Source organism: Microvirga massiliensis (genome assembly GCF_001006805.1).
In the GTDB taxonomy this organism is placed as follows: Bacteria; Pseudomonadota; Alphaproteobacteria; order Rhizobiales; family Beijerinckiaceae; genus Microvirga; species Microvirga massiliensis.
This window is the reverse complement of record NZ_LN811350.1, coordinates 364,425-380,364: the sequence shown is the minus strand read 5'-3', so window position 1 is coordinate 380,364 and position 15,940 is coordinate 364,425. Positions and strand designations below refer to the sequence as shown.

Sequence of the window (15,940 nt, the reverse complement as noted above, 5' to 3'; positions counted from 1 at the left end):
GCAACCCGGAGTTCAGCGACGGTGACCGATATCGCGATCCTCCTGCAGAACATCCTGAACGGGCTGTTGATCGGCGGCGTCTATGCTCTGATCGGCGTCGGACTCACGCTGGTCTTCGGCGTGATGCGCACGATCAATTTCGCGCATGGCGATTTCGTCGTTCTCGGGATGTACAGCGCGATCCTGTTCAATCTCGTCTTCGGCCTCGACCCGTATTTCTCTATCCTCATCGCCCTGCCCCTCGGCTTTGCGATCGGTTTTGCGATCGAGCGGCTCGTGCTCGCCACGATTGCGGATGCGCCTCCGGAAGCATCGCTGCTCGCGACGCTCGGCATCTCGCTCATCATCGGCAATCTCTTGTTTCTGACCTTCGGCGCCGAGCCGCGCTCGGTCCAGGTCCCTTATGCCTCGGCCACGATCACTCTGGGCAGCGTCAATATCTCCGTGGTGCTGCTCCTCGCCGGATCGGCAACCACGGTGATCATCGCCGCCCTCTACTGGCTCTTGAACCGCACCGAGATCGGACGCGCGATCCGCGGCACCGCCGAGAACCGGCTCGGCGCGGAGCTCGTCGGAATCGACACGCGGCGCATCCACAGCATCGTTTTCGGGATCGGCACGACGCTCGCCATGATCGCCGGCATCACGCTGATTCCGCTCCTGTTCGCGACGCCGACCTTCGCCGGCGCGACCTACACCCTCAAGGCTTTCGTCGTGACGGTCCTCGGAGGCCTCGGGAACATTCCGGCCGCCATTGCGGGCGGGCTGCTCCTGGGCTTGGCCGAAGTTCTGGGCGCATCGTATTTCCTATCGGAATACCGTGACGCCTATGGACTCATTGCCTTCCTGCTCGTCCTGCTTCTGCGTCCCGAGGGTCTCTTCGGTCGCACGGTCAAACGCGTATGAACGGACATCTACTCGGCCTCGGCGCCTTGATCGTCGTCGGAGCCCTCTATCCTCTTGCGTTTCCGGCGTATCTGACGATTGCCATCACGGTGCTGCTCTTCGCCGGTTGGGCGACGGCCTGGGATATCCTGGGCGGCTGGAACGGTCAGGTCAGTCTCGGACATGCCTCCTTCGTAGGGCTGGGCGCCTATTTCGTTGCGCTCGGCCAATCGCGCTACGGAATCGATCCCTGGTGGTCTGTGCTGCTGGCCATGCTGGTTGCGGCAGCCCTGGCCTATGGCTGGGGGCGTCTCACCTTCACGTTGCGCGGCCCCTATTTCACGCTCTCGACGATCGCCTTCGCGGAGATCTTCCGCATGATCGCCATCAACGAGGGCTGGCTCACGGGAGGCGCGACGGGCGTCTTCATCGCGACTTTGCCGGAGCCTTTCGGGATCGATCTCTTCTCCCGCGTGACACAGTTTTATCTCGCGCTGGCCTTTGCGGTGCTGGCGATCGGGAGCGTCGTTCTGATCTCGCGCGCCAGATTCGGATATCAGCTTCGCGCCGTTCGCGAGGATGAGGATTCCGCCATGGCGGCTGGGATCGACCCAGCGAGCGTCAAGCTCAAAGCCTTCATGCTGTCGGGCGCTCTGACGGCGCTCAGTGGTGGCCTCCACGGGATCGTCCTGTCCTTTCTCGAGCCGCACACGCTCTTCTCTCTGCTCGTGTCGGTCCAGATTGCGCTCACCGCCATCATCGGCGGACGCGGCACGGTCTGGGGTCCTGCAACCGGTGCGCTCGTTCTGATCGGTGCGGGAGAAATCTTCCGGACCACCTTCGCCGAGGCGAACCTGCTGATCTACGGTTTCCTCGTCCTGATCGTCGTTCTCTTCCTGCCTCGCGGCATCGTCGGCGAATGGTCGCGTACGCTCACGCGGAGAATCTATGCAAAGCGCGCTCAAGGCTGACGGGATCACCGTCCGATTCGGCGGCGTGACCGCCGTCGACAACGTCTCTCTCACGTTGCGAGCCGGAGAGATTCTCGGCCTCATCGGACCGAACGGAGCGGGAAAGACCACCCTCTTCAACGCGCTCACCGGTTTCGTTCCCGCAGAGGCCGGAACCGTCACTCTGTTCGGCCGCGACGTCAGTCGCCTCCCGCCCTTCAAGCGAGCCCGCGAGGGTTGCGGCAGGACCTTCCAGACGGAACATCCGTTCGAGGAGCTCACGGTGCTCGAGAACGTGCTCGTGCCCGCCTTCCTGACCGAGCGAAGGCGCGCGGCGGCGGAAAGGCTCGCCATGGATGTTCTGGAGCAGGTCGGGCTGGCGGATCGCTATGACCAGCCGGCCATGGACCTCAACCTTGCGCGCCGGCGGCGGCTCGAGCTCGCCAGGGCGCTCGCCGTCAAGCCGCGCGTCTTGTTCCTCGACGAGATCATGGCGGGCCTAAATCCGCCGTCGCTCCGCGAGATGATCAGCTTCGTCGCGGGACTGCGTGACAAGGGCCTCGCGATCCTGATGGTCGAGCACATCATGGAAGCGATCATCGAGCTGTCGGACCACGTCATCGTCATGGCGAGCGGCGCGAAGATCGCGGAGGGGCCGCCGAGAGAAGTCATGGATAACGAGCGCGTCATCCAAGCCTATCTCGGGACCGACTGATGGCCGGGCGTCCTATCCTCGAAGTCGAAAACCTCGAACTCGGCTATGGCAGCCTGAAGGTTGTGTTCGGCGTCTCCCTTCACGTCGACGAAGGCGAGCTCGTCGGCCTCGTCGGAGGCAACGGCAGCGGAAAGTCGACCATCCTGCGGGCGATCTCCGGGATGATTGCGCCGTGGAGCGGCCGGATCGTCTTCGACGGCGAAGAAATCAGCGCAGTTCGTCCGCATCACATGGCCGAGAAGGGCCTCGCCCATGTCCCCATGGGACGGCAGCTCTTCCCGAACATGACGGTCGAGGACAACCTCATGCTCGGCGCGTATCTCCCGCGGGCCCGTGCCGAACGGGACAGGAATCTGAAGCGCGTCTACGATCTGTTTCCGGATCTCGTTGCATTTGCGAATGCCAAGGCGGCGCAGCTCTCCGGTGGGCAGCAGCAGATGGTGGCGATCGCGCGCGCCCTCATGCTCGGCCCGAAAATGCTGATCATGGACGAGCCCAGCATTGGATTGTCTCCCCTTCTCGTGAAGGAAGTGATGGCTGCCATCCGCCGCGTGGCCGAGACCGGCTTGCCGATCCTGCTCGTCGAGCAGAACGTCAAGCAAGTCCTGAATGTCAGCCATCGCGTCTATGTGCTGGAGAATGGCCGCCTCGTGCTCGACGGACCATCCGCGGAACTCCAGGGCCACCCGATGATCAGGAAGGCTTATCTTGGTCTCTGATGTCACCCGACATCAGGCCCGCATAAAGGCATAGTCGGAGAGACTGTTCCCATGCGCGTCGCAGAGCCTACCGGTGTGACAAAGCGCAACCGCTTCATTATCGATCGTGATCGTCAACCCGTTTCGGCATCGCCTGGAGCATTCCATGACCACTGACCCTGCAATCCTGCCCGTGCACGAACTCGCGGCGAGCATCGCTGCGCGCCGGCTCTCGCCGGTCGAGGTGGTCGAGGCCTGTCTCGCCCGGATCGAGAGCCGGGACTCCAAGCTCCATGCCTTCACGGAGGTCTATGCCGAGGAGGCCCGGCTGGCCGCCGAAGCGGCCGACAAGGCGATCCGGGCCGGACATGCCGTCGGTCCGCTGCACGGGGTTCCGATCGCGATCAAGGATCTCGTCGAGATCTCCGGCCGGATCACGACCGGGGGCGCCGCCATATGGCGGGAGCGCCGTTCCGCCGTGACCGCGACCCTGGTGCAGCGCCTGATCGCAGCCGGCATGATCGTGATCGGCAAGACCCATACTGTGGAATTCGCCTATGGAGGCTGGGGCACGAACAAATCCATGGGCACGCCCTGGAATCCTTGGGATCTCCAAACCGCGCGCGTCCCGGGCGGATCGAGCAGCGGCTCCGGTGTGGCCGTGGCCGCCGGGTTCGTGCCGTGGGCGATCGGCACCGATACGGGCGGTTCGGTTCGCCTGCCGGCTTCTTTCTGCGGGCTTAGCGGCCTCAAGACCACGGTCGGACGGGTCAGCACCTATGGGGTCCTGCCGCTGAGCCCGAGCCTCGACACCCCGGGGCCGATGGCCCATTCCGTGGAGGATGCGGCGCTCCTCTACGAGGTCATGCAGGGGCTCGATCCGCGCGACCTGAAGACCCTGGCCTGCCCGGCCGGAGCTCCGCTGTCGGACCTCAAGCGGGGAGTCCGCGGGTTGCGCCTCGCGCGGATGCCGGATTCGGAACGGAAAGATGTCGCGCCGGAGGTGCTCGCTGCCTACGACGAGTCGCTCCGGCAACTCGAGCAGCTCGGCGCGGAAATCGTCGACGCGACGCTGCCCTGCGGCTTCGACGATGTCGCCGTGAGCAACGGCCGGATCATGAGTGCCGAATCCTATGCCATTCTCGCCGAGACCGTCGACGACGCACGCCTCGCTCTCGATCCCGACGTCCGAGGGCGTGTCCAGGCCGGCCGCAGCATCTCGTCCCGGGACTACCTTCAGGCCTTGCAGAGGCGTGCGGACGTCAAGGCCGCTTATGCGCAGGCCATGCAGGGCATCGACGCGCTCCTGACGCCAACCACGCGTACGGCAGCGATCCCGCTCGACGAGGTCGACCAGGCCGTGACCCCGGCCCATTTCACGCGGCTCGCCAATTTCTTGGATCTCTGCGCCCTGTCGATCCCGAACGGCTTCACGTCCGAGGGCCTGCCCACGGCGCTCCAGATCAATGGCCGGGGCTACGACGAGGGACTCGTCCTGAGAATCGGCTTCGCCTACCAGCAGGCAACGGATTGGCACAAGCGGCGGCCGGCCTGGCTGAGCGGGGGGTAGGGCTCCCTCAGCCGTTCGAGGCGCCTTCCGGGTTTGCTTGCTCCGGTATGACGAAAAAGGCCAGTGTCGCATCATCGGATGCGACTCCGTCTTCGACAAGAATCTCCTCCCGCCCAATCCGCGCCAGTTCTCAAGTCACGATGACCTTGTTGGGCAATTCGTTCTCGTCATCTGCGTGGGGCGGCGCATGCTCGGCGAGGATACGTCCGACGGCCTCGACCGCTTTCAGAAGCCCCTCTGCAGCCCGGCCCTGGCGGACCGCTTCGAGCAGTTCCTCGATCAGGTGACGCCAGATGTCCGGGTCGACGCGTTCGCTGATCCCCGTGTCGGCGACGATCTCGGCGAAATGCTCCGCGACGGCGACATAGATCAGGACCCCGGTACGCCCTCGGGTGCGGGTCAGCCCGCGTGACACGAATTCGTGAGAAGCCGCCTGGTGGGCGCGCGCGCGCTTGACGCGGTCCGGCACGAGCCGGTGCCGGCGCTCCGGAAGAGAGAGGATGACGCTCGCCACGAGGGCGACGACGAGTTGGATCTGGAAGATCCGCGTCGGCGACAGGCCGGTGAGCCAGATCAGCGGCCAGGGCGTGACGAGCGCGAGGAGCAGCGCCCAAAGGATCGGAAAGGACCTGTAGTCGCTCGCCTGTGCGGCCACGACGACAACGATCTCGCCGGCCGTCCGGGCTTCGGCATCCCGGATGGCTTGCGCGAGCTGTTCCCGCTCCTCGGCATTGATCATCACGACCCCTATTCCGGCATGCGCGCGATCCCCGGCGACGGCCGGCTGTGCGGCTTCCCGACCCGACTACCAGCTTCCCGACGCGCCGCCACCGCCGGACGAGCCGCCGCCACCGGAAAATCCGCCGCCTCCTCCGCCGGACCAGCCGCCCCCACCCGACCAGCCGCCACCGCCCCAGCCTGGCCCCGGGAGGATGATCCAGCCGCCGCGGCGCCTTCGATGCGGGCCGCGTGGGCCACCGCGGGAGAGAAACCGGGATATGATGTAGAATAGAACGATGAGCAGGATCAGGACGGTGAACGGATCGATCTCGGTCCGGCTGTCGTCCCGCACCTCCACCGGGCGTTTCCATTCCCCGCTGTCGTCGCTCAGGATCGAGATCACCGCGTCCACGCCGGCCCTGATGCCGCCGGCAAAGTCGTTCTGGCGGAAGCGGGGCGCGATGGTCGTGTTGATGATGACGCTCGCCAGCGCATCCGTCAGCGTGCCTTCAAGGCCATAGCCGACTTCGATGCGAACCCGCCGCTCGTTCGGGGCGACGAGCAGAAGGACGCCGTTGTCCTTGCCCTTCTGCCCCAGCTGCCAGGTGCGATAGAGGCGGTTTGCATAATCTTCGATCGATGTGCCGCCGAGGCTGCGCACGGTCGCGACCACGACCTGGTTCGTCGTGCGTTCCTCATGAGCCCGTAGCCGCTCGGCAATGGCCGCCTCATCGCTCGGAGATAGAATCCCGGCCGCATCGACGACCCGGCCGGTCAGAGCGGGAAAGCTCTGCGCGAGTGCAACCAGCGGGAGCAGGATCACGGCCAAGATCAGGATGACCCGGGCCGTGCCTTGCGAGAGCCGCGAGATCACGATGGGGCTCGCTCCACCCGGTCCGGATCAGAACCGAACCTGCGGCGGCCGTTCCGAGCCGGCGCTGGCCGCGAAAGTCTCCATCGGCTTGGCATCCGGATACACGAACCCGGCGATCCACCGGCCCGGGATCGTGCGTAGCTCCGTGTTGTACTGCCGGACTGCCTCGATGTAGTCACGCCGCGCTACCGCGATCCGGTTCTCCGTGCCCTCGAGCTGCGACTGCAATGCCAGGAAGTTCCCGTTCGCCTTGAGTTCGGGATAGCGCTCGACCGTCGCGAGCAGCCTCCCGATGGCGCCGGTGAGCTGATTCTGAGCCTCCTGGAATTCCCGGAATTTTTCGGGATTCGTGACTGTCGAGACATCGACCTGAACCTGGGTCGCCCGGGCTCTGGCCTCCGTGACCTCGCGCAGGACCTCGCGCTCGTGCTGGGCATAGCCGCGTACGGTTTCGACAAGGTTGGGGATGAGGTCGGCGCGCCGCTGATACTGGTTCTGCACCTCGCTCCAGGCCGATTTGGCGTGCTCCTCCAGAGTCGGAATGTTGTTAATTCCGCAGGCCTGCAGAAACAAGACGGCGCTCGCAACGAGGATCGTTCGGACGATGCCCTTCCCGGCGCGGGCGGTCATGGCGTGTGCGGACATCGTTTCCCCTCTCCCTAAACCTCGGCAGATCACCGGCGGTCACAACGAATGGGGCCCCGGTGCGGTTTCGGCAAGATCCTGCTATGCAGCCCTTGCAGCGAAACCCGGGCGAACGCGTCAGGGCCTAGCCTTTTTCGACACTTCGAGGATCCCATGAGCTTTCTCCCCGAATCCGGGGTGCTCCTCGCCTATTCGCTGGCGTGCTTCGCGCTGTTCATTACGCCCGGTCCGGATATGAGCCTCTTCCTGGCAAAGACCATCGCGGGCGGCCGAAAGGCGGGCATCGCGGCTATGCTCGGCGCCATGGCGGGCTGCTGCTGTCACACGCTTCTCGCCGCGCTCGGGCTGAGCGCGCTGCTCGCGGCCTCCGCGACCGCATTCACGGCGCTCAAGATCGTTGGCGCGCTTTACCTGCTCTGGCTGGCCGTCGACGCGGTCCGGCACGGCTCGGCCCTCAACGTCTCCACGGATCGTCCGGGCTCCGCCTCGTTCTGGCGCAGCTTCATGCTCGGCGTCGGCATCAATCTCACCAACCCGAAGGTCGTTCTCTTCTTCGTGACGTTCCTGCCGCAATTCGTCGAGGCCGGCGATCCGCACGCTTCCGGAAAGCTTCTCTTCCTGGGGCTGTATTTCGTCGCCTTCTCGGTGCCGCTCGCAGTACTCATGATCCTGGCGGCAGAGCGCGTGATTGCGCTCCTGCGCAGCCGGCCGCGGCTCCTGCGGGCGATCGATTACGGCTTCGCGGGATTGTTCTCCGCCTTTGCGCTGAGAATCCTCGTCGCCTCGCGATAGGACGAGACCCGAGGGGCTTCAGCGCATCACGGGCTCGGGCCGTGAGAACCCGGCCGAGCGCCCCGCAATCAGCCAGGTCATCGTGCCCGAGGCGAGACCTGCGATCCCCAGCGCGAGGCTCAGGCGGATCTCCTCGGGCGTGGCAGCGCGCTCCGCGGAGCGGAGAAGGAACGGCAGGGCAGCCGTGACAACGCCGGTCGCGCCGGCGTGGAACAGGATGCTGCGGATATCGAGGATCTCGCCGGCGAGCAGCGTCAAGGCCGGCGGGAGCAGCAGCAGCACCGGCAGGATCTGGAACAGGAGCGTTGCGAAGCCCTCCGCGACGATTAGCGGGTCCACGATGGCGGCGGAAACCATGAGATCGAGGAAGTCCGGCGCCATGCGGAGGAATTCCTCGCCAAACATGGTGACAAGCGCCACGGACAGGACGACCGCTCCCGTCGGGACGGCGAGCACGAGCGCGAGGGCGTCGAGAAGCAGCCGGCCGAGAATCCTCATGAAGCCGAGTCGCCGAGGGCATAGACACCCTCGGCGCCGATTCCGGCTTCCATCATCATGCGGGCGCGCGCCCGCAGCTTCTCGGTCTCGCTCTTCAACTGACCGCAGGCCGCGAGAATATCGCGCCCGCGCGGCGTGCGCACCGGAGAGGCGTAGCCGGCCCGGAACACGATCTCGGAGAAGCGCTCGATGCGCTCCCAATCCGAGCATTCGTAGCGCGTGCCGGGCCAGGGATTGAACGGGATCAGGTTGATCTTGGCGGGAATGCCCTTGAGGAGACGCACGAGCGCGTGTGCATCCGCATCGCTGTCGTTGACGTCCTTCAACATCACGTATTCGAAGGTGATGCGCCGCGCATTCGAGAGCCTCGGATAGTTGCGGCACGCTTCGAGGAGTTCCGCGATCGGATATTTCCGGTTGAGCGGAACGAGCTCGTTCCTGAGCTCGTCGCGCACCGCATGCAGCGAGATCGCGAGCATCGCGTTCGCTTCCGCGCCGAGGCGCTCGATCTGCGGGACGACGCCCGAGGTCGAGACCGTGATGCGCCGCCGCGACAGGCCGAGGCCCTCGTTGTCGCTCATCACGCGGATCGCCGCCGTGACCGCATCCAGATTGTAGAGCGGCTCGCCCATCCCCATGAAGACGATGTTCGAGACGAAGCGCTCGCCCTCGGTAGGCAGAAGGCCCTGCTCGCGCGCGCCGTCCGGCGGCATTGCGCCGGGCCAGTCGCCAATCCGGTCGCGGGCGACCATGACCTGCGCGACAATTTCCGCGGTCGTCAGGTTACGGACGAGCCGCTGCGTCCCGGTATGGCAGAACGAGCAGGTGAGCGTACAGCCGACTTGGCTCGACACGCAGAGCGTGCCGCGATCTGATTCCGGGATGTAGACGCATTCGATCTCGGCTCCCTTGTCGAGGGGGCCAGTCGAGGTCATGCGCAGGAGCCACTTGCGGGTCCCGTCGCGGGACACCTGCTCCGACACAACTTCGGGCCGGTCGAGCGTGAAACTCTCTGCAAGCCGATAGCGCAACGCCTTGCCGACATTCGTCATTGCGTCGAAGTCACGGATGCCGCGCAGATAGATCCAGTGCCAGAGCTGCGTGACACGCATGCGGAGCTCCCGCTCCGGCACCCCGATCTCCGCGAGCGCCGCGTGAAGCTCTTCCCGTGTCAGACCCACGAGGGAGCGCCGCGCATCCGCGGCAGGCGTCACCTTGGCGATATCGGGAGTCTTCTCGATGCCGGCGGCGTCCCGTGCCACGGGCGAGGTCGTACGAGAGTCGAGCTTGGCGATGTCGAGCGCCGTCGCCATGAGAGGGCCTTCACAATGAGGGGTTCGGACGCCTCATATAGGCGCATTGCGGCGAAAACGGGAGAGCGGTCCTCGGGGATCGCTGCAGGCCCTGAGACCTTCGGTCTCTCCGCCTTACCCTCGTCTTAACCACAATCCCGTTACAAGCGTCCTGCCATGATTCGACGCTCGCTCCTTCTCCTCCTTCCGCTTCTCGTTGCAACGCCTGCCGCCGCGCAGGCGGATTTCAGATCCTGTCTCGCCGGCCTGAAGGCCAAGGCAGCCCCGCGCGGCATTTCCGGCTCTACCTTCGATGCCGCCCTGGCAGGGGTGGAGCCGGATCTGACGATCCTCGACCTCATGAACAACCAGCCGGAGTTCAAGACGCCGATCTGGGATTATCTCGGCTTCCTCGTCGACGAGGAGCGGGTTGGGGACGGGCGTGACGCCATGCGCCGCTGGGGCCAGGCTCTCGCAGCAGCCGAGGCGCGCTTCGGCGTGGACCGCTACGTGATCGCCGGCGTGTGGGGCGTCGAGTCCAATTTCGGCAAGGATATCGGCGGCCGACCGCTGGTGCAGTCGCTCGCGACGCTCTCCTGCTACGCCCCGCGCCGGCAGGACTATTTCACGGGCGAGCTGATGGCGACACTCAAGATCATCGCGGACGGAGACATCGCTCCGGCCGGCCTGCGCGGATCCTGGGCCGGCGCCTTCGGCCATACCCAGTTCATGCCCTCGACGTTTCAGCGCCTCGCCGTCGACTTCGACGGGGACGGCCGGCGGGATATCGTGAGTTCGGTCCCGGATGCCCTCGGATCGACTGCCAATTTCCTCAAGCGCGCCGGATGGCAGTCAGGAATGCCCTGGGGTTACGAGGTCAGGCTGCCCGGCGGCTTCAAGGCAGGGTTGCTGGGACGCAAGAACAAGCGTGCGGTCTCCTCCTGGGCCGCCATGGGCGTGACGCGTGTCGATGGGCGCCCGCTCTCGGGTGACTACCCGGCCGGAATCATCGCGCCGGCCGGGCTCAATGGCCCCGCCTTCCTGGTGACCCGGAACTTCGATGCGCTCTATTCCTACAATGCCGCCGAGTCCTACGGCCTCGCGATCGCGATCCTCAGCGATATCCTGAGGGGCCGGCCGGGAATCCAGACGGCGTGGCCAACGGACGATCCGCCGCTGTCGCGCGCCGAGCGGCGGGAACTGCAGCGGCTTCTGACGGCCCAGGGCTATGATGTCGGAGAACCGGACGGCCGGGTCGGGTCGAAAACCCGGGAGGCCATCAAGGATATCGAGCGGCGCATCGGGATGCCGCAGACCGGGCGTCCGGGCGGCAAGGTTCTGTCGGTCCTGCGCCGAGGCTGATGGCATGCGCCGCCGGATCTCCACGGGCTCGTCGTTCGAGGAAGCCTTCGGGTATTCCCGAGCCCTCGTGCACGGGCCGTGGATTTTCGTCTCCGGCACGACCGGCTACGATTATGCCACGATGACGATGCCGGAGGATCCGGTCGCCCAGGCGCACAATGCCTGGGCGACGATCGCGCGCGTCCTGGACGAATGCGGGGCCTCGCTCGAAGATATCGTCCGCTGCCAGTATTACGTCACCGATCGCGCCTTCGCGGAGCCGGTGCTCACCGTTTGCGGCACGGTCTTGAAGGATATCCGTCCGGCCGCGACCCTTACGGTTACCGGGCTCCTGAAGCCCGAGATGAAGGTCGAGATCGAGGTCACTGCCCTGCGCACGTAGGGCACGCTCCGCCGGGCCGTGCGGGACCCGCAGCCCTGCTTGCCAAGCCCATATCGCCCCGCCTACACCCACGGCATCGAAAGGGGCACCGCAATGGCCACACACAAACTTCTTCTCCTGCCGGGCGACGGCATCGGCCCGGAGGTCATGCGCGAAGTCGAGAAGCTGATCGGTTGGTTCCGCAAGCGCGGCACCGGCTTCGAGACCGAGACCGATCTCGTCGGTGGAGCCGCCTATGACGCGCACGGCGTCGCGATCAGTGATGCCGCGATGGCGCGCGCCATGAACGCCGACGCGGTCCTCTTCGGCGCCGTCGGCGGACCGAAATGGGACGGCGTGCCCTACGAGGCCCGTCCGGAGGCCGGTCTCCTGCGGCTGCGCAAGGATCTCGGCCTCTTCGCCAATCTCCGGCCAGCCATCTGCTATCCCGCGCTCGCCGATGCCTCGTCGCTGAAGCGCGAGGTCGTCGAAGGCCTCGATATCATGATCGTGCGCGAACTCACGGGCGGCGTCTATTTCGGCGAACCGAAGGAGATCGTGACGCTCGAGAACGGCCAGCAGCGCGCCATCGACACGCAGATCTACACGACCGGCGAGATCGAGCGCATCGCGCGCGTCGCCTTCGATCTCGCGCGCAAGCGGCGGAACAAGGTTTCATCCGCGGAAAAGCACAACGTCATGCGAAGCGGGGTGCTGTGGCGCAAGGTCGTCACGCAGGTGCACGGCGACGAGTTCGCGGACGTTCAGCTCGAGCACGTGCTCGCTGACAATTGCGGCATGCAGCTCGTGCGCTGGCCGAAGCAGTTCGATGTGATCGTCACCGATAACCTGTTTGGCGACATCCTCTCAGATATCGCCGCGATGCTCACGGGTTCGCTCGGTATGCTGCCTTCGGCCTCGCTCGGCGCCGAGGATTCGCAGACAGGCCACCGGCGCGCGCTCTACGAGCCCGTGCACGGTTCGGCGCCGGACATCGCGGGAAGAGGCCTCGCCAATCCGCTCGCGATGATCGGCTCCTTCGGGATGGCCTTGCGCTATTCCTTCGGCCTCATCGAGGAAGCAGATCTCCTCGAGCGCGCGATCGCCCAAGTGCTCGCCGCGGGCCTGCGCACGAAGGACATCGCACCGGCCGGCGCGAATGCGGTCGCCACGAGTGATCTCGGCGACGCGATCGTGAAGGAGCTGGAGACTCTGTCGTAGGATGGTACGCGACTGATCGACGTCGTCGTTGTACCAACCTTGCTCTTCATCTCTCCCCTGGCGGGAGAGGTGGGGCGTTACCGCCAGCTGATCGGGCCGAAAGGATTGGTCGCGCCGACATAGGGTCCGGTGATCGGATTGGGCAGCCGCCCTTCACCGAAGCGGTCACCCCAGTTCGCGTAGGGTGGTGAGAGGACGTAGGCCTGCGTTTGCGCGAATGCGCTCGCGCCGCGGTTCAGTGAGCCCGGCTCCACGACCGTGCCGGGATCCAGGAAGTTGCGCGGCTGCACGCGCAAGATGAGCGGTCCGTTGGCCCGGCGGCTCTGCGCCTCCGCCAGCGTCGGGATGGCTGCCAATGCTGCAAGTGTGACCAACCCCACGAACGTCGAGCGCTTCACGACACCCCTCCTGGCGCGAATTTGCGCCTCATGATGAGAGCCCTTTGACAAAGACGCGGAGGCTCGAAAGTTCCGGCTGTCCAACGTGTCCACATGAATCCGGGATGTACGCTTGTTGCCCGTCGGCAAAGCGGCTTAGATCCTGGCCGCCGGAACCGCCCCGGGCGGTTCCGGCAAGTTCATCGCCAAAGATGACGGGCAGCAGGGAGACGACGCCATGTCCAGGATCGAACGTTCACTCGAAGAGCTCTATTCGGACGATTCCGAGCGGGCCGAAGCGGAAATCTTCGGCCGTCGTACAGGGCCCAACCGGAGAGGATTCCTGAATGGTGCCGGACTTGCTGCGCTCGGCGCAGCGGTCGGCGGCGCAATCCCGTTCGCATCAGCGATTCCGTCCGGGTTCATCCCGGCTGCCTTCGCGCAAGGGACATCCTCGGGAAGCGGCTCGAGCCCGGGGCCTCAGCCGCTCGACTTCCCGGGCAAGAATCCGAACCTCTCCGTGCTCGGCGAGCGCCCGCTCGTGGCCGAGACGCCCGAGCACCTCCTCGACGACGAGACGACGCCGACGGAGAAGTTCTTCATCCGCAACAACGGCCAGATCCCCGAGAGCCCGTCCGATCCGGATTCCTGGGAGATCACGATCGATGGCGAAGTGAACGCGCCGCTGAAGCTCACGCTCGGCGAGCTGAAGAGCCGCTTCTAGCCGAAGACATACCGAATGGTTCTCGAGTGCGGCGGTAACGGCCGGTCCTTCTTCCAGCCCCAGGCGCGCGGCAACCAATGGACGAATGGCGGCGCCGGCTGCGCGGATTGGACGGGCGTGCCGCTCGCCGACGTCCTGAAGGCCGCCGGCGTCAAGCCTTCCGGAATCTACACCGCCCATCACGGGGCGGACCTGCACCTATCGGGCGATCCCGACAAGAAGACGCTCTCGCGCGGTGTCCCGATCGCGAAAGCGATGAACGATATGAACCTGCTCGTCTTCGCGATGAACGGCGAGCCCTTACCGAACATCCACGGCGGCCCGGTGCGCCTCCTCGTCCCCGGCTGGCCGGGTTCCGCCAGCCACAAATGGCTCAACCGGATCACGCTCCGGGATCGCGAGCATGACGGGCCCGGCATGACCGGCACGTCCTATCGGGTGGGTGCCGATCAATCCGATGGTTCCGGGCGGCAAGGCGGACGAGAAGAATTTCCGCATTCTCGAATCCATGCCCGTGCGGTCGATCATCACGAACCCGGCGAACGGCACCAAGCTTCCGGCCGGAACGCGCAGCGTCGCCCTGCGCGGGGCGGCTTGGGCCGGCGATCTCACCGTGGCGCGCGTGGACGTCTCGATCGATTACGGCCAGACCTGGTCGGAAACTACGCTCGCGCCGGTGCGCAATCGCTACGACTGGAACCGCTGGACGACGACGCTCACCCTTCCCAGCGACGGCTATTTCGAGATCTGGGCGCGGGCGATGGATTCGCGCGGCCGCATGCAGCCGCCCGTCGCTCCGAACTGGAATCCGCAGGGTTACGGCGGCAACACGATGCAACGCGTCGCGATCCTCATCGGGTAGACGTGATGCACAGCCTTCTTCTCGGCAGCGTGCTTGCCCTGATCCTCGCCGGGCCGGCCGTGGCTCAAGGTGCGTTCTCGCCCCGCGACGAGCAGGTCGAAGACCTGCCGGCCGGCGCGGGCCGTGACGAGACCTTCGGTCTTTGCACGGCTTGCCACGGGTTCAAGCTCGTCTCGAGCCAAGGCATGAGCCGCCAGCAATGGGACAGCACGCTCGACTGGATGACGGAGCGCCATGGCATGCCGGCCGTCGAGGGCGCCGACCGGAATCGCATCCTCGACTATCTTGCCGAGCACTACCCGCCGCGTGCGCCCGCGCGCGCCGGTGGTTTCAAGAACCCTTTCGCGCCGCAGTAGCCGTGCCGTCGCGATGGGCGACGGGCGCTGCCGGGGCACAGACGGGGTCGCGTCGGGTCTCCGCCTGTGCAAAGAACTCGTCCATCGCCTCGTCATCGGCTCCCGGCATCAGGGCGAGACGGTCGATTAGGCAGGCAAGATGACCGCGATCGACGGGGCGCTCCTCGGATCCGCAAATCCACCCGCCCATTCGCAGGCTCATGGAGGCCTCAGCGAAGCGGAAGGCGATGCAATCCTGCCGGGCCGGCCCGGACGCCGTGATGCCGGCCGCCTCGAAGGGCCCGAATTTCGTCTCGACGGAGAAGCCCTGCTGGCTGCGCGTAATGGCCAACCCGGCCTCCCCCGCCAACCGGACGAGTTCGACGAAGAAGCTCGTCGGCGCCTCATCGAGGTTTCGGGTGATGGTCAATTGTGCATAGCCCTCGTCGCCCGGGCTCCCGAACACAAAGCCATCCTGGCGAGCCCCGGAGCGGTGGCGACGGATCGTGTCCGCGGGTTGCAGCACTCCGTCCGGGGATCGAAGCGCGAAGAGCGATGATGCCTCCTCGAAGGGCTCCCAGCGGGGCGGCGGCGCGACGAGGGCCGCCTCGGTCGCCGTCTGCAGGTCATGGACCGGCTTGCCCGCGACCTTCCCGGATTCCTGCTCCGGATCCGTCGCGAAATGCGCGATCACGGCGATGCACGCCGACGCCAGCACGATCCGGCGCAGCCACGGCTGGCGCCTGCGCCGGCGGCGGGCGCGGCGCAGTGGTCGGCTGATGTCGGATTCCGCAGCGAGCGGGAACGCTTGCGGATCGTGCGAGCAGGAAAGATCGAGCGATGCGGCCGCCATGAATCCTCCGGATCGTTCGGGTTTGAATCGAATACCGCGGAAATGGGTCTCGCGCGGGACAGGACGCTCGCCGGGGCGAGGCTTTCGAGCGTTAACCTGAACGAGTTCTTGACGAACACACGGGATCGGAACCGGCTCGGCCGGGCAGTTGTGTGCGTCAAGTTCAGCAATTTGGTCCTGGTGAGTGGGTGAGGTCCGGGCGGCGC

The 15,940-nt window shown here is 65.9% G+C and carries 19 protein-coding genes and 1 pseudogene; 13 read left to right on the top strand and 7 right to left on the bottom strand.

The features are described 5' to 3' along the window. Positions 1 to 21: 21 nt before the first annotated feature. The 5 genes from BN1233_RS01730 (at position 22) to BN1233_RS01710 (ending at position 4,818) form a co-directional block, all read left to right on the top strand. Positions 22 to 906 carry a branched-chain amino acid ABC transporter permease gene (locus BN1233_RS01730; protein WP_048708895.1) on the top strand — a complete coding sequence of 295 codons (885 nt, stop codon included), beginning with the start codon at positions 22 to 24 and terminating at the stop codon, positions 904 to 906. After that, a complete protein-coding gene (locus tag BN1233_RS01725; protein WP_046861764.1) occupies positions 903 to 1,856 on the top strand; it encodes a branched-chain amino acid ABC transporter permease in 954 nt (317 codons plus the stop codon). The genes BN1233_RS01730 and BN1233_RS01725 overlap by 4 nt, the downstream gene beginning before the upstream one ends. Next, the gene (locus tag BN1233_RS01720) at positions 1,834 to 2,550 is read left to right on the top strand and encodes an ABC transporter ATP-binding protein (protein WP_046861763.1); all 717 of its coding nucleotides are present in this window, start codon (positions 1,834 to 1,836) and stop codon (positions 2,548 to 2,550) included. Before BN1233_RS01725 ends, BN1233_RS01720 begins: the two co-directional genes overlap by 23 nt. After that, complete coding sequence (locus BN1233_RS01715) at positions 2,550 to 3,269, top strand: ABC transporter ATP-binding protein (RefSeq protein ID WP_046861762.1); 720 nt, start codon at positions 2,550 to 2,552, stop codon at positions 3,267 to 3,269. Before BN1233_RS01720 ends, BN1233_RS01715 begins: the two co-directional genes overlap by 1 nt. A 145-nt stretch (positions 3,270 to 3,414) precedes the next feature. Next, positions 3,415 to 4,818: an amidase gene (locus tag BN1233_RS01710; protein ID WP_046861761.1), complete on the top strand. Its 1,404-nt coding sequence runs from the start codon at positions 3,415 to 3,417 to the stop codon at positions 4,816 to 4,818. Between the two features lie 130 nt (positions 4,819 to 4,948). Here BN1233_RS01710 and BN1233_RS01705 read toward each other — a convergent pair whose 3' ends face one another. The 3 genes from BN1233_RS01705 to BN1233_RS01695 form a co-directional block, all read right to left on the bottom strand. Next, positions 4,949 to 5,557 (bottom strand): TPM domain-containing protein, encoded by a 609-nt coding sequence (locus tag BN1233_RS01705; RefSeq protein WP_046861760.1) that lies wholly within the window; start codon positions 5,555 to 5,557, stop codon positions 4,949 to 4,951. A gap of 66 nt (positions 5,558 to 5,623) precedes the next feature. After that, the gene (locus tag BN1233_RS01700; protein WP_046861759.1) at positions 5,624 to 6,415 is read right to left on the bottom strand and encodes a TPM domain-containing protein; all 792 of its coding nucleotides are present in this window, start codon (positions 6,413 to 6,415) and stop codon (positions 5,624 to 5,626) included. 24 nt (positions 6,416 to 6,439) lie between these two features. Next, on the bottom strand, positions 6,440 to 7,057 hold the full coding sequence (locus BN1233_RS01695) for a LemA family protein (RefSeq protein WP_046861758.1): 618 nt from the start codon (positions 7,055 to 7,057) through the stop codon (positions 6,440 to 6,442). A gap of 153 nt (positions 7,058 to 7,210) precedes the next feature. Between BN1233_RS01695 and BN1233_RS01690 the strand changes: the two genes are divergently transcribed. Further along, positions 7,211 to 7,849, top strand: coding sequence for a LysE family translocator (locus BN1233_RS01690; RefSeq protein WP_046861757.1), 639 nt, complete (start codon positions 7,211 to 7,213; stop codon positions 7,847 to 7,849). 18 nt (positions 7,850 to 7,867) lie between these two features. Here the strand turns inward: BN1233_RS01690 and BN1233_RS01685 are convergent, their stop codons facing one another. Beyond that, positions 7,868 to 8,347, bottom strand: coding sequence for a hypothetical protein (locus BN1233_RS01685; protein ID WP_046861756.1), 480 nt, complete (start codon positions 8,345 to 8,347; stop codon positions 7,868 to 7,870). Continuing rightward, positions 8,344 to 9,660 carry a dual-specificity RNA methyltransferase RlmN gene (gene rlmN, locus BN1233_RS01680; protein WP_046861755.1) on the bottom strand — a complete coding sequence of 439 codons (1,317 nt, stop codon included), beginning with the start codon at positions 9,658 to 9,660 and terminating at the stop codon, positions 8,344 to 8,346. The genes BN1233_RS01685 and rlmN overlap by 4 nt, the downstream gene beginning before the upstream one ends. A gap of 156 nt (positions 9,661 to 9,816) precedes the next feature. Here rlmN and BN1233_RS01675 point away from each other — a divergent pair, with 156 nt between their 5' ends. The 3 genes from BN1233_RS01675 (at position 9,817) to leuB (ending at position 12,583) form a co-directional block, all read left to right on the top strand. Further along, positions 9,817 to 11,001 carry a lytic murein transglycosylase gene (locus tag BN1233_RS01675; protein WP_046861754.1) on the top strand — a complete coding sequence of 395 codons (1,185 nt, stop codon included), beginning with the start codon at positions 9,817 to 9,819 and terminating at the stop codon, positions 10,999 to 11,001. Between the two features lie 4 nt (positions 11,002 to 11,005). Continuing rightward, a complete protein-coding gene (locus BN1233_RS01670; RefSeq protein ID WP_046861753.1) occupies positions 11,006 to 11,383 on the top strand; it encodes a RidA family protein in 378 nt (125 codons plus the stop codon). 93 nt (positions 11,384 to 11,476) lie between these two features. After that, positions 11,477 to 12,583: a 3-isopropylmalate dehydrogenase gene (gene leuB / locus BN1233_RS01665; RefSeq protein ID WP_046861752.1), complete on the top strand. Its 1,107-nt coding sequence runs from the start codon at positions 11,477 to 11,479 to the stop codon at positions 12,581 to 12,583. A gap of 77 nt (positions 12,584 to 12,660) precedes the next feature. Here the strand turns inward: leuB and BN1233_RS01660 are convergent, their stop codons facing one another. Then, the gene (locus tag BN1233_RS01660; RefSeq protein WP_046861751.1) at positions 12,661 to 12,981 is read right to left on the bottom strand and encodes a hypothetical protein; all 321 of its coding nucleotides are present in this window, start codon (positions 12,979 to 12,981) and stop codon (positions 12,661 to 12,663) included. A 217-nt stretch (positions 12,982 to 13,198) separates the two neighbouring features. On the opposite strand from BN1233_RS01660, the gene BN1233_RS49455 reads away from it, so the two are divergent. From BN1233_RS49455 to BN1233_RS01650, 4 genes and pseudogenes are all read left to right on the top strand, one after another. Then, positions 13,199 to 13,684: a twin-arginine translocation signal domain-containing protein gene (locus BN1233_RS49455; protein ID WP_244470862.1), complete on the top strand. Its 486-nt coding sequence runs from the start codon at positions 13,199 to 13,201 to the stop codon at positions 13,682 to 13,684. 15 nt (positions 13,685 to 13,699) lie between these two features. Next, positions 13,700 to 14,035: pseudogene (locus tag BN1233_RS49450) on the top strand (molybdopterin-dependent oxidoreductase); the annotation flags it as partial. 106 nt (positions 14,036 to 14,141) lie between these two features. Beyond that, positions 14,142 to 14,546, top strand: a complete 405-nt coding sequence (locus BN1233_RS49445) for a molybdopterin-binding protein (protein WP_244470865.1) — start codon at positions 14,142 to 14,144, stop codon at positions 14,544 to 14,546. 5 nt (positions 14,547 to 14,551) lie between these two features. Beyond that, positions 14,552 to 14,902, top strand: a complete 351-nt coding sequence (locus tag BN1233_RS01650; RefSeq protein WP_052763664.1) for a hypothetical protein — start codon at positions 14,552 to 14,554, stop codon at positions 14,900 to 14,902. On the opposite strand, the gene BN1233_RS01645 is transcribed toward BN1233_RS01650, so the two are convergent. Then, complete coding sequence (locus tag BN1233_RS01645) at positions 14,877 to 15,734, bottom strand: hypothetical protein (RefSeq protein ID WP_046861750.1); 858 nt, start codon at positions 15,732 to 15,734, stop codon at positions 14,877 to 14,879. The two genes, BN1233_RS01650 and BN1233_RS01645, sit on opposite strands and share 26 nt — an antisense overlap. Positions 15,735 to 15,940: the final 206 nt, after the last annotated feature.

Coding starts and splice junctions, on each gene's coding strand:
- leuB (WP_046861752.1), top strand. CDS start 11,477: ATGGCCACACACAAACTTCTTCTCCTGCCGGGCGACGGCATCGGCCCG.
- rlmN (WP_046861755.1), bottom strand. CDS start 9,660: ATGGCGACGGCGCTCGACATCGCCAAGCTCGACTCTCGTACGACCTCG.
- BN1233_RS01710 (WP_046861761.1), top strand. CDS start 3,415: ATGACCACTGACCCTGCAATCCTGCCCGTGCACGAACTCGCGGCGAGC.
- BN1233_RS01690 (WP_046861757.1), top strand. CDS start 7,211: ATGAGCTTTCTCCCCGAATCCGGGGTGCTCCTCGCCTATTCGCTGGCG.
- BN1233_RS01725 (WP_046861764.1), top strand. CDS start 903: ATGAACGGACATCTACTCGGCCTCGGCGCCTTGATCGTCGTCGGAGCC.
- BN1233_RS01720 (WP_046861763.1), top strand. CDS start 1,834: ATGCAAAGCGCGCTCAAGGCTGACGGGATCACCGTCCGATTCGGCGGC.
- BN1233_RS01685 (WP_046861756.1), bottom strand. CDS start 8,347: ATGAGGATTCTCGGCCGGCTGCTTCTCGACGCCCTCGCGCTCGTGCTC.
- BN1233_RS01650 (WP_052763664.1), top strand. CDS start 14,552: ATGCACAGCCTTCTTCTCGGCAGCGTGCTTGCCCTGATCCTCGCCGGG.
- BN1233_RS01670 (WP_046861753.1), top strand. CDS start 11,006: ATGCGCCGCCGGATCTCCACGGGCTCGTCGTTCGAGGAAGCCTTCGGG.
- BN1233_RS01695 (WP_046861758.1), bottom strand. CDS start 7,057: ATGTCCGCACACGCCATGACCGCCCGCGCCGGGAAGGGCATCGTCCGA.
- BN1233_RS01705 (WP_046861760.1), bottom strand. CDS start 5,557: ATGATCAATGCCGAGGAGCGGGAACAGCTCGCGCAAGCCATCCGGGAT.
- BN1233_RS01715 (WP_046861762.1), top strand. CDS start 2,550: ATGGCCGGGCGTCCTATCCTCGAAGTCGAAAACCTCGAACTCGGCTAT.
- BN1233_RS01675 (WP_046861754.1), top strand. CDS start 9,817: ATGATTCGACGCTCGCTCCTTCTCCTCCTTCCGCTTCTCGTTGCAACG.
- BN1233_RS01645 (WP_046861750.1), bottom strand. CDS start 15,734: ATGGCGGCCGCATCGCTCGATCTTTCCTGCTCGCACGATCCGCAAGCG.
- BN1233_RS49455 (WP_244470862.1), top strand. CDS start 13,199: ATGTCCAGGATCGAACGTTCACTCGAAGAGCTCTATTCGGACGATTCC.
- BN1233_RS49445 (WP_244470865.1), top strand. CDS start 14,142: ATGGTTCCGGGCGGCAAGGCGGACGAGAAGAATTTCCGCATTCTCGAA.